General features: G+C 42.1%; 10 protein-coding genes. 9 read left to right on the top strand and 1 reads right to left on the bottom strand.

Annotated features, from left to right (window positions below):
* The first annotated feature begins 338 nt into the window (after positions 1–338).
* The 4 genes from BMY66_RS08225 to BMY66_RS08210 all read left to right on the top strand — a co-directional run bounded on the left by BMY66_RS08225 (position 339) and on the right by BMY66_RS08210 (position 5,486).
* Positions 339–2,360 (top strand): methyl-accepting chemotaxis protein, encoded by a 2,022-nt coding sequence (locus BMY66_RS08225; protein WP_177175626.1) that lies wholly within the window; start codon positions 339–341, stop codon positions 2,358–2,360.
* A 117-nt stretch (positions 2,361–2,477) separates the two neighbouring features.
* Complete coding sequence (locus BMY66_RS08220; RefSeq protein WP_074790861.1) at positions 2,478–4,061, top strand: glucose-6-phosphate isomerase; 1,584 nt, start codon at positions 2,478–2,480, stop codon at positions 4,059–4,061.
* Positions 4,062–4,160: 99 nt separating this feature from the next.
* Positions 4,161–4,856, top strand: a complete 696-nt coding sequence (locus BMY66_RS08215; RefSeq protein WP_090394806.1) for a hypothetical protein — start codon at positions 4,161–4,163, stop codon at positions 4,854–4,856.
* A gap of 3 nt (positions 4,857–4,859) precedes the next feature.
* The gene (locus tag BMY66_RS08210; protein ID WP_044936428.1) at positions 4,860–5,486 is read left to right on the top strand and encodes a YesL family protein; all 627 of its coding nucleotides are present in this window, start codon (positions 4,860–4,862) and stop codon (positions 5,484–5,486) included.
* Positions 5,487–5,550: 64 nt separating this feature from the next.
* Here BMY66_RS08210 and BMY66_RS08205 read toward each other — a convergent pair whose 3' ends face one another.
* Positions 5,551–6,414 carry a hypothetical protein gene (locus tag BMY66_RS08205; RefSeq protein ID WP_090394805.1) on the bottom strand — a complete coding sequence of 288 codons (864 nt, stop codon included), beginning with the start codon at positions 6,412–6,414 and terminating at the stop codon, positions 5,551–5,553.
* A gap of 769 nt (positions 6,415–7,183) precedes the next feature.
* Here BMY66_RS08205 and uvrB point away from each other — a divergent pair.
* The 5 genes from uvrB to BMY66_RS08180 all read left to right on the top strand — a co-directional run bounded on the left by uvrB (position 7,184) and on the right by BMY66_RS08180 (position 15,275).
* On the top strand, positions 7,184–9,172 hold the full coding sequence (gene uvrB, locus BMY66_RS08200; RefSeq protein WP_044936427.1) for an excinuclease ABC subunit UvrB: 1,989 nt from the start codon (positions 7,184–7,186) through the stop codon (positions 9,170–9,172).
* 54 nt (positions 9,173–9,226) lie between these two features.
* Positions 9,227–12,049 (top strand): excinuclease ABC subunit UvrA, encoded by a 2,823-nt coding sequence (gene uvrA, locus BMY66_RS08195; protein WP_090394804.1) that lies wholly within the window; start codon positions 9,227–9,229, stop codon positions 12,047–12,049.
* Between the two features lie 355 nt (positions 12,050–12,404).
* Positions 12,405–13,388 (top strand): rod shape-determining protein, encoded by a 984-nt coding sequence (locus BMY66_RS08190; RefSeq protein ID WP_044936425.1) that lies wholly within the window; start codon positions 12,405–12,407, stop codon positions 13,386–13,388.
* Positions 13,389–13,537: 149 nt separating this feature from the next.
* The gene (locus BMY66_RS08185) at positions 13,538–14,344 is read left to right on the top strand and encodes a flagellar hook-basal body protein (RefSeq protein ID WP_044936424.1); all 807 of its coding nucleotides are present in this window, start codon (positions 13,538–13,540) and stop codon (positions 14,342–14,344) included.
* Between the two features lie 112 nt (positions 14,345–14,456).
* Positions 14,457–15,275 (top strand): flagellar hook-basal body protein, encoded by an 819-nt coding sequence (locus BMY66_RS08180; protein WP_090394803.1) that lies wholly within the window; start codon positions 14,457–14,459, stop codon positions 15,273–15,275.
* Positions 15,276–15,295 lie beyond the last annotated feature (20 nt).

The following is a 15,295-nucleotide window of genomic DNA, read 5'->3' as shown; positions in this document are numbered from 1 at the left end:
ACCCTTCCTGCCGATATAAAGAGTATAAAACAAAAGAATTGATTCTTTCGGCAGGAAGACCAAATCTCCGTTGGTTGATTTGACAAAGGTCAGGTTGGCTGACGCGAAGGCACAGCGGAAAGACAATTCAAGAAAGGAACTAATAATGACATTATCAGTATTCGCTTAGGAGCTGCTTTTTAACTTCTGAATGAAGTTGGGAGGCAGCTCTTTTTAAGTCTGTGATGTATTGACCTCAATCAATATTAGGACTATGATGAGTTTTGTGCCTTTTTGGCGAGGCAAAAAAGACATATTTTAGGATAGTGTAAAAACTACCTATGAGTGGAGGTATAATAATGAACAAAAAGAACAAAGGACAGGAGCGAGGCAATAAGAAAATTAGTAGGCAGCTATTGATGGCATTGATTCCAATGATTGCAGTTGCTATTGTTTTTGTAACTTCTTTTGTGGCAATTCGAGCAAAATCTGTAATCACAGAATCTGCTACAGATGCCTTAAATCAAGAGTCTAGAGCTAATTCCTTGGATATCGGCTCTCAGCTTGGAGACATTTTAAACTATTTTGATAGTGCTGCCGATTTAGTAGAATCGGGAACATTTATGGATGATTCGGAAATCGCAGCTATCTTGCAGCCATCATTAACAGCTTTTGAACAGGTTCCAAATGGTTGCTATATAGGATTATCAGATAAAACTTATATTGATCCATCGGGGTGGGATCCAGGAGCAGGCTACGACCCAACTCAGCGTGATTGGTACAAAGATGGTGCTGATAAATCCCAGATGACACTTGGTGCACCTTACATAGATGATTCAACAAATGAGATGATAGTATCTGCATCACGTCAGATTACATTGAAAGATGGCAGAAAAGGTGTAATGGCAATCGACATTTCCTTGTCAGATATTTCTGCTACTGCAAGTCTTTATCAGCCTAGTGGAATTGGCAAAACAATGCTTTTCTATGAGAATATGATTCTTGCTCATCCAGAGACAGAATTCATAGGAACAACAATCGATTCACACAGTGATGATCCAATGACTACAGCTATTGGAAAAGAACTATCTTCGGATCAGATTGGCAAAGTAGAAGGAATTCAAATAAAAGGCACATATTATTTTGTATCATTTAATGAGGTGCCAAATACAAACTGGATAATGGCTGCATATGTGTCTAAAAATGCTGTGTTAAAAGAACTAAACACATTCATGTATATAAGCATGATAATTGCAGCAGGCATTGTAGTTGCAATCACAGCTATACTTCTTAGTTTGATTAACAAAATGATTACAAAGCCAGTAAGCAACCTTACTGAAAATATCACAAGAATTGCTAGTGGTGATTTCACTGTTGAAATTCCAGAAGGTGGAAAAAATGAAATCGGAATCATGAATAATAATATGCATGATTACGTGGCTAGCATGAGAGAGACATTGGTAGAAATAAAATCAATGTCAGGAGCACTTGCATCAGAAGCTAACACAAGCAAAGAGGTTTCAACAGATCTTAATGAACGTGCAGAGGACCAGGCAAGTGCAATGCAGCAGATTCAGCTAACTATGGAAGACATGGCAAACGCCGTTACAGAGCTGGCTGAGAATGCGACTGATCTTGCGCAGCAGGTTGACGACCTTACACAGCAGAGTGAATCAACAAAAGAAACTATGGATGATTTAGTATCCGCAGCCCGTACTGGTCAAAAGGATATGGAAGCTGTGCAGTCTGGAATGACAGCTGTTGCTGATTCTATGCAGGAAATGAATGAGGTTGTTTGCTCTGTAGATGAATCAGCAAAGAAGATTGATTCAATTGTAGATATGATTAATTCAATCTCTAGCCAGACAAATCTACTTTCTTTGAATGCTTCAATTGAAGCTGCGCGAGCAGGTGAAGCAGGACGAGGATTTGCAGTTGTAGCAGACGAGATTGGTGCACTGGCTCAGAATTCTGCGGAAAGCACTCAGCAGATTTCGGATATCATCAAAGAAATCTCAGAGCAAATCAGGTTGTTATCTGAAAAGGCTCAGCAGAATGTTGGGGAAATCAATCAAAGCATGGAGTCTGTAAATACAGCCGGTGAAACTTTTGAACAGATTTTCAAGAGCCTTGATAATGCTAGTGAAACTGTTGGAGAAATGATTCAGAAAATTGGAAGCATTGACGGTATAGCTTCTGCTATGGCTGCTATCTCAGAGGAACAGTCAGCTAGTACAGAGGAAGTAAGCGCTACAGCAACAACACTTGCAGAGGGAGCTGAACAGGTTGCATCTCATTCAAAGAAAGTTGATGGAAGTGCTACAGCAGTCTCAGAGTCATCTGTAAGAATTGAAGATTTAATAAATCAATTTCAAGTGTAATAAATAGGAATATTGTGAAAAAGCCGTGGTGTTTCTTGAAATACCACGGCTTTTATTATAAAATTTTCACTGAAATCGTTTTCAATATACATTGTTTTATATAAAGGAGTGTTCAAAATGGTAGAATGGAAAAATTTTGATAAGCTCGAGTCATTCAAGACTCTCCAGGGGCTTAAGAATCAGGTAGAGCTCAAGACAGCCATGGCAGGCGCAAACGGTGCAAAGCGTGTTGCTGAGTACTGCGTGCCAATGTCAAACGGCATGGTTTACAACTTCGCTTCAAAGCAGGTTGATGATACAGTTCTTGATGCACTTGCAAAGCTTGCTGATGAGGCACAGCTTGTTGACAAGTTCGCAGCCCTCTACAACGGAGAGGTTATCAATACAGGTGAAAAGCGTCTCGTTCTTCACCAGCTCACACGTGGTCAGCTTGGCGATGATGTTATGGCTGATGGCGTTAACAAGAGAGAGTTCTATGTAAAGCAGCAGGAGCGCATCGCTGAGTTCGCAAACAAGGTTCACGCTGGCGAAATCGTTAACGAAGCAGGTGAGAAGTTCACATCTGTTGTTCAGATTGGTATCGGTGGATCAGACCTTGGTCCTCGCGCTATGTACCTTGCTCTTGAGAACTGGGCAAAGGTTACAGGCACATTCAAGATGGAGGCTCACTTCATTTCAAATGTAGATCCTGATGATGCAGCAGCTGTTCTTGCAGGCGTTGATGTTGCTCACTCTATCTTCATCCTCGTTTCTAAGTCAGGTACAACACTTGAGACACTTACAAACGAGTCATTCGTTAAGGATGCTCTTAAGAACGCTGGTCTTGATGCTTCAAAGCACATGATCGCTGTTACATCAGAGACATCTCCACTTGCAAAGTCATCTGATTACCTTGATGCATTCTTCATGGATGATTACATCGGCGGACGTTACTCATCTACATCTTCAGTAGGTGGCGCAGTTCTTTCACTTGCATTCGGTCCTGATGTATTTGCTCGTTTCCTTAACGGTGCAGCTGCAGAGGATGCTCTTGCAAAGAACACAGATATCCGCAAGAACCCAGCATTACTTGACGCACTTATCGGCGTATACGAGAGAAATATCCTTGGATATGAGTCTACAGCCGTTCTTCCATACTCACAGGCACTTAGCCGTTTCCCTGCTCATTTACAGCAGCTCGACATGGAGTCAAACGGCAAGAGCGTTAACCGTTTCGGCGAGGCAATTGATTACGTTACTGGTCCAGTTATCTTTGGTGAGCCAGGTACAAACGGACAGCACAGCTTCTATCAGCTCCTTCACCAGGGAACAAACATCATCCCTCTTCAGTTTGTTGGCTTCAAGAACAGCCAGATGGCAACAGATGTTGTTATCGAAGGCAGCACATCACAGCAGAAGCTTAAGGCAAACGTTGCAGCTCAGATTATGGCATTCGCTTGTGGTAAGGACGACGACAACCGCAACAAGTACTTCGAGGGCAACCGTCCATCATCAATCATCGTTGGTGATCAGCTTACACCTGAGACACTTGGTGCACTCCTTGCTCACTTTGAGAACAAGGTTATGTTCCAGGGATTTGCATGGAATGTCAACTCATTCGATCAGGAAGGTGTTCAGCTTGGTAAGGTACTTGCAAAGAAGGTACTTGCTGGCGATACATCAGATGCACTTGCAGCATACGCAAAGCTTCTTGATATTTAGTCGAATATAAAATGTTTATTAAAAATGGCTATCGCTTATTGCGGTAGCCGTTTTTTTACGTTACGATAGGTTCTAGACGAAATAATGGAGTGGGGTATTATGGCATATCAAGACAACGAGCAAGAGCAGGTTACTAAAACATGGGCAGGGGAAAAAGCAAAGCTAGCCCAGATGCCTTTAGATAAAAAGATTGGATACGTATTTACGTATTATTGGATGCACATGTTGATTGTGCTTGTCATCATCGGAGTGATTGGTTGGTTCGTCCACCATCAGATGACGTACATAGATTACAAGCTTTACGGAGTTGTTATCAATTCATCTCAGGTCGATGAGAATCTAGAAAAGACAATGCCAGATTTGCTTGGCATGGATAAGCACGAAGGCTTCTCCATGGTGGCTGGTTTGTCAGGGGATGTTGATGCAAATTCAACAGCCTACTACAATCAAATCGACATCTACACCGTATCAGGGCAGATGGATTTCGCCTTCACCGACGAAGCGGGCGTCCAGTATTTATGCGACCTTGGCACACCACTGGATGTAACAAAGCAGCTTCCTGACAATCTCTTAGATTTATGGGCAAATCGTGAAGCTACTTTCAATCAACGCAACGAAAATGATGACACGTATTTTGACAACTACGCAGCCATCGACATTTCCGGCACAAAAGTTCAGGAATATTTCGGCTTGGATGACACCATGTGTTATCTAGTGATTGTTGATCTATCAGGGAATGAAGAATACATGCAGAATTTCTACAATCTGCTTTATGAAATAGAAATAGGAGAATAGGTTTTGGAAAAATTATTTAACAACAGATTTATTGATGGGATTTCAAAAATCGCAGATGTGATTTTGATTAGTTTTTACTTTTTAGCTTGCTCATTGCCACTTGTGACAATCGGCGCCAGCTCCACAGCACTTTACTATGCCACACACAAATGTATCTACAAAGGCCGCGGCTACACCACTGAGTTCTTCCACTCATTCAAGGACAACTTCAAGCAGTCCACATTATCATGGCTGATTTTCATTTTGCTATACGCAATCCTTGGAGGCGACATCTACATCACCAGAAATTACTTATCCCCAGATAGCCCATTTGCTGCAGCATCCATTTTCTTTATGGTGCTTCTAGTATTCACGGTTCTCTGGGCAATCTACCATTTTGCTTACATTGCCCGCTTTGAAAATGGATTCAAGGAATCATTCAAAGTCTCAGCAGTTTTCATGATTGCAAACATCGGCTGGACACTTGTAATGCTTGTGCTTTTAATCGCCATCTATTACCTTTGCTATAGATTCCTATTTTTAATATTATTCGCACCAGGAATCATTTCCTGCACACTGCACCCAATCCTCGAAAAAGTCTTCCGCAAATACATGACCGAGGAAGACATCGCAAAAGAGGATGAATTATAAAAGATACGAGGATGTCAATTGATTGGCATCCTCGTTTTTTTGATAAAAAAAGAATTAGATAAGATTAAATTAGAAAAGTGACAATTTTTTCATCAATAAGCTCGGCTTGTAGTGGCTGTTCTATCGTTTCAAATGAAGGTATGACCCTTCGGCCAATTTCGAACCCATTTTTTTCATATAATGTCATTTTAATTAGATTCTGTGAAGCGTAATTAGGATTGTCGGATAAACCAAAATGTTCCCAAATAAATGATTCCCTAGTCCTTTTATTTAGAACTAAAAAATCAGGATACTTGTTGATCCCATTTAGTATAATCTTGGGTTCATAAATATAAGGAACATCCATCATTTGGAGCTTATCGGCAATTATTTTTTCTGACTTCGAGCGAACCTGCTCACCTTTATTGGTTAAATAAATTGTTTTTGCTGGAAAAGTATTTTGGCAAGCGGGTGTTAAGGCATACCATTCGCGAACATAATCTTCGATTGGACTGATAATGGGAGATATCATACTTTGTTTTCCTTGCTTAAAAGAATGATAAATTTGATCAAGCTCATAAGGAAGATTAACCTGCTGTTTATGTTCGATTCGTTTAAGCTGATTATAAAGAGCATTAAGAATCTTTAGATTATAATCTCTTTGACATATAGATGATATTAATAGTATGTCATTAGCTGAAACGTATTTACCAGTTGCCGAGTTATCAGCATAATAATAGTAACGAGGATAGCCCTTACTAGTATGCAACTGTATTCGCCCGGTAGGCGCCTTTGTCAGTGCCTTTTCAGTAGACTTAATATATGATCGAATTAGGGAGATTAGTTCTTCAGTAGTTGGCATTCTCACTATTGTCTGTGTTGGATGATTGGGCCATCCCGTATTGTTATAAAATACAGAAGGACGATTTGATTTAATCTCAGTAACCATTAAAACTCCTTTGCTAATCATGTGTCTTTTGGATAAATAATGCCAAGTGAGATGATTGTAGATAAAAGTTAAGTGGTAATTATAAGAAAAGGAAAAAAGCGCACTTTTTTTGGGAAAATGTAAGTGTATTTTTGAAGAATGAAATTAGCACTTATACATTTTTATATAAGTATAAGTGGAAATAATAAATGACTGAAAAACGCTTAACAAAAAAAGAGAGAGGATAAGCGATTTTCGAAAGATTAGAGATTGCACTTAACAAATATAGTTGGGCGGTAAACTTTTTCATAGATAAGTTGAAATACACTTAACTTTTCAGAGAAAAAGTAAGCGTAATAAGAAAATAGAAAAATGCACTTAACTATCTTAAAGAGAGAGTAAGTGGTATAAAAGGATTAAGAATAAACACTTAAATACCTAGGAGTTAAGCCCACGCTAAAAGCTGCAGAAAGTTACCGCACAACCAAAATCTACAAAAATCTACTCATATCATGCCATTATTCAATTGTCTTTGGTGGGAAAATGCCGATAAATCGGCGTGACATGCAAGTAATCCTGGTAATGCTGCTGTTCATTACGATATTGATTCTGCATGAAATTGAAATGTGTGTTGTGAGTCACACGAGTGTTATATATAACATAGATAAAACAAATTTGTCAAGTATAATAACATAAAGCGAGGCGGTACAAACAAATGTTTGACTAATCATACTGCTGTGCTATAATACATTACATACGATTGTGTACAATTGAACCGAAAGGCTAAACTATGGATTTCAAATTACATTCTGAATATAAGCCAACAGGCGACCAGCCTCAGGCAATCGCAGATTTGGTGCGAGGTTTCAAAGAAGGCAACCAGATGCAGACACTTCTTGGCGTTACCGGTTCTGGAAAGACATTCACCATGGCCAATGTTATCGAGCAGCTTAATAAGCCTACGCTGATTATCGCTCACAACAAGACTTTGGCGGGCCAGCTGTATTCCGAGTTTAAGGAATTCTTCCCAGAGAACGCTGTGGAATACTTTGTGTCTTACTATGATTATTATCAGCCAGAAGCCTATGTTCCTAGCACTGATACATACATCGCAAAGGATTCTTCGATTAACGATGAAATAGACAAGCTGCGCCTTTCGGCCACAGCTTCATTATCAGAAAGACGAGATGTAATTATTGTCTCGTCTGTTTCTTGCATTTACGGCATTGGCGAGCCGGACGATTTCCAAAACATGATGGTTAGCCTGCGCCCAGGGGATATGAAGGATAGGGACGATGTTATCCATGAGCTGATTAACATCCAGTACATGCGAAACGACATGGATTTCGATCGAGGTACATTCCGTGTTCGTGGCGACACATTGGAGGTTATCCCTGCCAATACTAGCGATTACGGCATTCGCATCGAGTTCTTCGGAGATGAAATCGATCGCATTTGCGAGACAGATATTATGACAGGCCAGGTGAAACGAGAGCTAGAGCATGTTGCGATTTTCCCAGCCAGCCACTATGTCATCCCGCAGGACAAGATTAACGCAGCTTGCGCCAGCATCGAAGCAGAGTTGGATGAGCGAGTGAAGTTCTTCAAATCAGAGGACAAGCTTATCGAGGCTCAGCGCATCGCAGAGCGTACAAACTTCGATATTGAAATGCTACGTGAAACAGGCTTTTGCTCCGGCATCGAAAATTACAGCCGTCACATGACAAATCAGCAGCCTGGGGAGCCACCAAAGTGTTTGATTGATTATTTCAACGACGACTTCCTTATTATAGTGGACGAGAGTCACATCACATTGCCACAGGTTCGCGGTATGTTTGCAGGTGACCAGGCCCGCAAAAAGACGCTGGTTGAGTATGGCTTCAGATTGCCATCAGCTCTCGACAACCGTCCTCTAAACTTCGGCGAGTTCGAATCAAAAATCGACCAGATTATGTTTGTGTCAGCTACACCAGGTGATTATGAGGAAGAGCACGAGCTGCTTCGCACAGAGCAGGTTATTCGCCCAACAGGCCTTCTTGATCCAGAGGTTGAGGTGCGCCCAGTTGAGGGGCAGATAGATGACCTTTTCAACGAAATCCAGAAGGAAGTTGAAAAGAAAAATAAGGTAATGATTACAACTCTCACCAAGCGTATGGCAGAGGATTTGACAGATTATCTGGCAGAGCTTGGAGTCAGAGTAAAATACATGCACTCCGATATCGATACCATGGAGCGGGCAGAAATCATCCGCGACCTGCGTCTGGATGTGTTTGACGTTTTGGTTGGTATAAACCTTCTTAGGGAGGGATTGGATATTCCGGAAATCACATTGGTTGCCATCCTGGATGCTGATAAAGAAGGCTTCCTTCGAAGTGAGCGTTCACTGATTCAGACAATTGGACGTGCCGCTCGAAATTCCGAGGGTCACGTTATCATGTACGCTGATACTATGACAGAATCCATGGAAAAGGCCATCTCCGAGACTGAGCGTCGACGTGAGATTCAAAAGGCTTATAACAAGGAGCACGGTATCACCCCTCAGACAATTCAAAAATCAGTCCGTGAGCTTATTTCTATTTCAAAGGAAATCGCTCATAAGGAGATGCAGTTCAAGAAGGATCCTGAGGAGATGAACAAGCAGGAGCTTGAAAAGCTCATTGGAGACATCCAAAAGAAGATGAAGAAAGCCGCAACAGAGCTTAACTTCGAGGCTGCAGCAGAATATCGCGACAAGATGGTTGAACTTAAAAACATGCTTAGAGATATGTCTGAAGAGTAATGCTATCTTGCAGGATAGACTTGTAAAACAAGTCATTTTTATGAGGAAAAGAAAATGAAAGAAAGAAAATACATAAAAATAAAGGGTGCCAATGAGCACAACCTGAAAAATGTTAGCTTGGACATTCCTCGTGATGAATTTGTTGTTCTCACGGGCTTGTCAGGTTCAGGTAAATCATCATTGGCATTTGATACAATTTTTGCCGAGGGCCAGCGTCGCTACATGGAGTCCCTTTCTTCCTATGCCCGCCAGTTCCTTGGCCAGATGGAAAAGCCAAATGTAGAGCACATGGAAGGTATGCCACCTGCTATCTCAATTGATCAGAAAAGTACCAACCACAACCCACGTTCTACAGTCGGCACAGTTACAGAGATTTACGACTACATGCGTCTCTTGTATGCTCGATGCGGCGTGCCACATTGTCCAAATTGCGGCAAGCCAATCAGCAAACAGACTGTAGACCAGATGGTTGATGCCATTATGGCACTTCCAGAGCGTACAAAGATTCAGCTTCTTGCCCCAGTTGTTCGTGGACGAAAGGGTACACATGAAAAGCTTTTTGAAAAGGCAAAGAAATCAGGCTATGTTCGTGTAAATGTAGATGGTAATGTTTACGATTTATCCGAAGAAATCAAGCTTGATAAAAATATAAAGCACAACATTGAAATCGTTGTTGACCGACTTGTTATAAAAGAGGGCATCGAAAAGCGTCTTACAGATTCTATCGAAGCAGTGCTCAAGTTGGCAGAAGGATTGATGATTGTTGATGTAATCGATGGCGAACCAATCAATTTCTCAGAGGGATTCTCATGTCCTGACTGTGGAATCAGCATTGATGAGGTGGAGCCACGAAGCTTCTCCTTCAACAATCCATTTGGTGCCTGTCCAGAGTGCTTCGGTCTTGGATATAAGATGGAGTTTGATGAGGACTTAATGATTCCTGACAAGAGCCTTTCTTTTAATGAGGGGGCAGTTCAGGTTATCGGCTGGCAGTCATCCAACAAATCCACAAGCTTTGCTCACGCCTTGCTTGAGGCACTTGCCAAAGAATACAAGTTTTCTCTCGACACTCCATACAAGGAGCTACCAGAGAAGATTCGCCACATGTTCATCCATGGATTTGACAAGTCAGTAGATGTTCATTACGAAGGCCAGCGAGGCCGCGGCGTGTATCCTACCGTATTCGAAGGCCTTATCGAAAATGTTAGCCGTAGATATAAAGAGACATATTCAGAGTCTGCAAAGAAAGAGTACGAGGAGTTCATGTTCTACAGCGATTGTCCATGCTGTCATGGTCAACGTCTGAAGAAGGAATCTCTTGCAGTTACTTTGGATGATAAAAACATTTTCGAAATGACTCAGTATCCTGTCCGTGAATTGTACGAAATGATTGACGGTCTCAGTCTTACAGAGCAGCAGAAAAAAATCGGTGCAGTTGTCTTGAAGGAAATCAAGGCTCGTCTGAAGTTCATGGTAGATGTTGGCTTGGATTATCTTACACTTAGCCGTGCAACAGCCACACTTTCAGGTGGAGAGGCACAGCGAATCCGTCTTGCAACACAGATTGGTTCAGGTCTTGTTGGCGTAGCCTACATCTTGGATGAGCCATCAATCGGCCTTCACCAAAAAGATAACGACAAGTTATTAGCATCCCTCAAAGGCCTCAGAGACCTTGGAAATACGTTGATTGTTGTTGAGCACGATGCTGATACTATGCGCGCTGCGGATTATCTTGTGGATATCGGACCTCGCGCCGGCAAGGACGGTGGAGAAGTCATCGCCGCTGGTACACCAGAGGAGATTATGGCATGCCCAGAATCTATCACAGGCCAGTATCTCAGTGGCAAGCTTTGCATCCCTGTTCCAAAGGAGCGCCGCGAGCCAAAGGGATGGCTTACTATCAAGGGCGCCCGCGAGCACAACCTTAAAAATATCGATGTTGATATTCCACTTGGAATCATGACCGTTGTTACAGGTGTGTCTGGCTCAGGAAAGAGCTCTCTTGTAAATGAGATTCTTTACAAGGATTTGGCAAAGCGCCTGAATCGTGCAAGAAAAGTATCAGGAAAGCACGATGATATTATTGGAACAGAGGCCCTTGATAAGGTTATCGATATCGACCAGTCTCCAATCGGACGTACACCTCGTTCTAACCCTGCTACTTACACAGGTGTGTTTGATTTAATCCGTGATTTGTTTGCCGGAACAACTGAGGCGAAGGAGCGCGGATATAATAAAGGAAGATTCTCCTTCAACGTAAAGGGCGGCCGATGTGAAGCCTGCTCAGGAGATGGTATCATCAAAATTGAGATGCACTTCCTTCCAGATGTTTATGTTCCTTGTGAAGTCTGCGGCGGTAAGCGTTACAACCGAGAGACTTTAGAGGTTCATTATAAAGGAAAGACAATTTACGATGTGCTTGATATGACAGTTGAAGAGGCAGTGGAATTCTTCAAAAATGTTCCAAGCATTCTTAACAAAATCCAGGCGCTTTATGATGTAGGACTTGGATATATCAAGCTTGGCCAGCCAAGCACCACACTTTCAGGTGGAGAGGCACAGCGAATTAAGCTTGCTACAGAGCTTTCACGTCGTGCTACAGGCAAGACAATCTACATCCTGGATGAGCCAACCACAGGTCTTCATTTTGACGATGTAAACAAGCTTGTTGAAATCATGCGCAAGCTTTCTGACTCAGGAAATACAGTTGTAGTAATCGAGCATAATCTTGATGTTATTAAGTGTGCAGACTACATAATTGACATGGGTCCAGATGGAGGTGATCGTGGCGGAACTGTTATAGCTAAGGGTACACCAGAAGACATCGTAAAGGTAAAAAAGAGTTATACGGGGCAATATTTGAAAGATTATATATAAAACCGCATGTTCATAGAGGTGAGGAAGATTGGTAATATGGGACATTTTTTCACAAATCTTCACATAGCCATCACATAAGCACTGTATATTACTTCATGTACTAGCGGAAAGCTAATACCAAATTTTTCATAACTCAGCGACCGAAGGAGACTTTGGTCGCACTCCCCGAGAATTACGCCAGCGTTTTACGCTGGCTTTTTTATTATCTAAAATACTAAGGCTTGTCTACGTAACTGGCAAAGAGGACACTATAAATACTTGAATAATGAAATAATTCGTATATAATAGAAACGTGAAAATGCGCAATTCTGCCGATAAGGCAGTAGAATAGATTAGAATTAGAAAGGATAATAACATGGCAGCATCAGATATCGGAATTGATTTGGGTACAGCAAGCGTTCTTGTATATGCAAAGGGCAAGGGCGTTGTTTTAAAAGAGCCTTCAGTTGTGGCTTTTGATAGAGATACTAATAAGATTAAGGAAATCGGCGAGGAGGCACGTCTTATGATTGGACGTACTCCTGGTAATATCGTGGCAGTTCGTCCACTTCGTCAGGGTGTTATCTCTGACTACACAGTTACAGAGAAAATGATTAAGTACTTCGTTCAGAAGGCAATGGGCAAGAAGAGCTATCGTAAGCCTCGTATTGCTGTTTGCGTTCCTTCTGGCGCTACAGAGGTTGAGAAGCGTGCCGTTGAGGACGCAGCTTTTGCAGCAGGCGCTCGTGAGGTTTCTATTATTGAGGAGCCTATCGCAGCAGCTATCGGTGCTGGTATCGATATTTCCCTTCCAATGGGAAATATGATCGTAGATATCGGTGGTGGTACAGCAGATATCGCTGTCATCTCACTTGGTAGCTCAGTAGTCAGCACATCTATCAAGGTTGCTGGTGATGATTTCGACGAAGCAATCGTTCGTTACATGAGAAAGAAGCACAACCTTCTTATCGGTGAGCGTACAGCCGAGGATATCAAGATCAAGATTGGTCGTTGCTTCCCACTTGGCGAAGCAGAGACTATGGACGTTAGAGGACGTAACCTTGTTTCAGGTCTTCCAAAGACAATCACTGTTTCTTCAGAGGAGACAGAGGAAGCTCTCAAGGAATCTACAATGCAGATTGTTGAGGCTATTCACTCAGTTCTCGAGAAGACTCCACCAGAGCTTGCAGCCGATGTTGCAGACAGAGGTATCGTTCTTACAGGTGGTGGTGCACTTCTTCGTGGTCTTGAGGAGCTTATCGAGGACCGCACAGGCATCAACACAATGACTGCTGATGAGGCAATGACATGTGTAGCTATCGGTACAGGTCGCTATGTAGAGCTTCTTTCAGGAGATTAATTAAATAATATTGAATGTTTGACCCCTTTATATGGTAAAATGATTATGAAAAATAATATTTTTCCATAAAAGGGGTTAATTTTATTTTTTGGAAAACCGATAAAAGAGATGGAGAGTATTGTAACCAAGTCTAAAAGAAGGGAGACTCCATGGTAAAAGGACTCTATACAGCCTATACAGGCATGATTAATGAGCAGAAGCGTCTTGATACTATTACTAACAACCTTGCCAACTCCAACACTACAGGCTTTAAAAAGGAAGGCATGGTGGCACAGTCATTTGACGAGCGCCTGGCAATCAAGATTAAGGACACATCAGCACTTGCAAACAGACCAGAGGGAATCGGATACATTTCTCTTGGTACAAAGGTAGGCGAGACCTACACTAACTGGGAGCAGGGCGGATTCCAGATTACCGACAAACCTTCAGATTTAGCAGTTGCAGGAAGCGGATTCTTCGCAGTTGCTTACACAAACAAAGCTGGTGAAACATCAGTCATGTACACAAGAGACGGTGCTTTCACAGTAGACACAGATGGTTATATCAGAACATCCAACGGAGATTACCTCCTCAATTCAGAGGGAGCCCTTACCGGACAGTACGGCGAGGACTATTACGTACAGATTGATCCAGCACTGGAATATGCAGTGGCACAGGACGGAACAATCACTCAGAATGGCGAGGAAGTCGATACAATCGGATTGGTGGATGTAGCTGATTACGATTACATCAATAAATACGGCGAAAACCTCTATTCGCTTATTGATGGAGGAGAAATAATAGAAGCAGAAAATGGCTACATCGAGCAGGGTGTTCTTGAATCATCCAATGTCAATGTAGTTGATGAAATGGTTACAATGATTACCATAGCCAGAGCATACGAGGCAGGCCAGAAAATGATTCAGGCCGAGGACGAAACATTAGATAAGACAGTTAATCAAGTAGGACAGGTATAAATAGCCAGTAGGCATCAAGCTATTTACTTACTAAAGCGAAACATGTGTTGAGCGTAGTAAGTGAATGCTTGTAGACGTAACTGGCGAGAGATAACCTAGGAGGAATTAGCTTATGATGAGATCTTTGTGGGCTGCAGCTTCAGGAATGAAGAGCCAGCAGACATCAGTAGACACAATTGCAAACAACCTTGCAAATGTTAACACCACAGCATATAAAGCTCAGAGTACACAGTTCAAGACTTTACTATATCAAACACTCCAGGCAACCAGCACAAACGCAGAGGGCGAAGCAAAGCCTACTAGCGCGCAGGTTGGTCTTGGTACAAGAGTTGCTTCAATCAACTCTAACTTCACACAGGGCGCTCAGCTTGCAAATGATAGCAACACAGCGATGTGCATCACAGGCGAAGGCTTCTTTGCTGTGCAGGATGGTGATGAAACTCACTACACCAGAAACGGTAACTTCACATGGGCCATCGACAACACAGGTGCAAAGGTTCTTACTACAGCAGAAGGCTATAAGGTACTAGATCAGGCAGGAAATGCAATTACACTTCCTGCAACAGCAGGTGAAAATGGATTTACAGTAAATCCAGATGACGGAGCTATTTCATATAGAAATGCCGATGGCACATACACAGCCACAGGCCAGTCAATTGCTTTGTATCAGTTTACAAACAGAGTTGGTCTTTCAAAAATCGGTGAAAACTTGTATGATGAGACTGTAGCTTCCGGTGAGCCAGTTTCAGAATGGAACACAAATGGAGTTATCAGAAGTTCTATTCTTCAGAACTACTTGGAAGGCTCAAACGTCAACGTTGCAGATGAAATGGTAAACCTTATCATCTCACAGCGTGCATATGAAATGAACTCAAAGGCGATTACTACTTCAGACACCATGTTGGAGCAGGCTAATAACCTTAAGAGATAAAGTGACAGGCCTACGCGGAG

This window comes from Pseudobutyrivibrio sp. C4 (assembly GCF_900111635.1).
Classification (GTDB): Bacteria; Bacillota; Clostridia; order Lachnospirales; family Lachnospiraceae; genus Pseudobutyrivibrio; species Pseudobutyrivibrio ruminis.
Note: the sequence above shows the minus strand (reverse complement) of the source record. Positions and strands in the feature narration are given on the sequence as shown.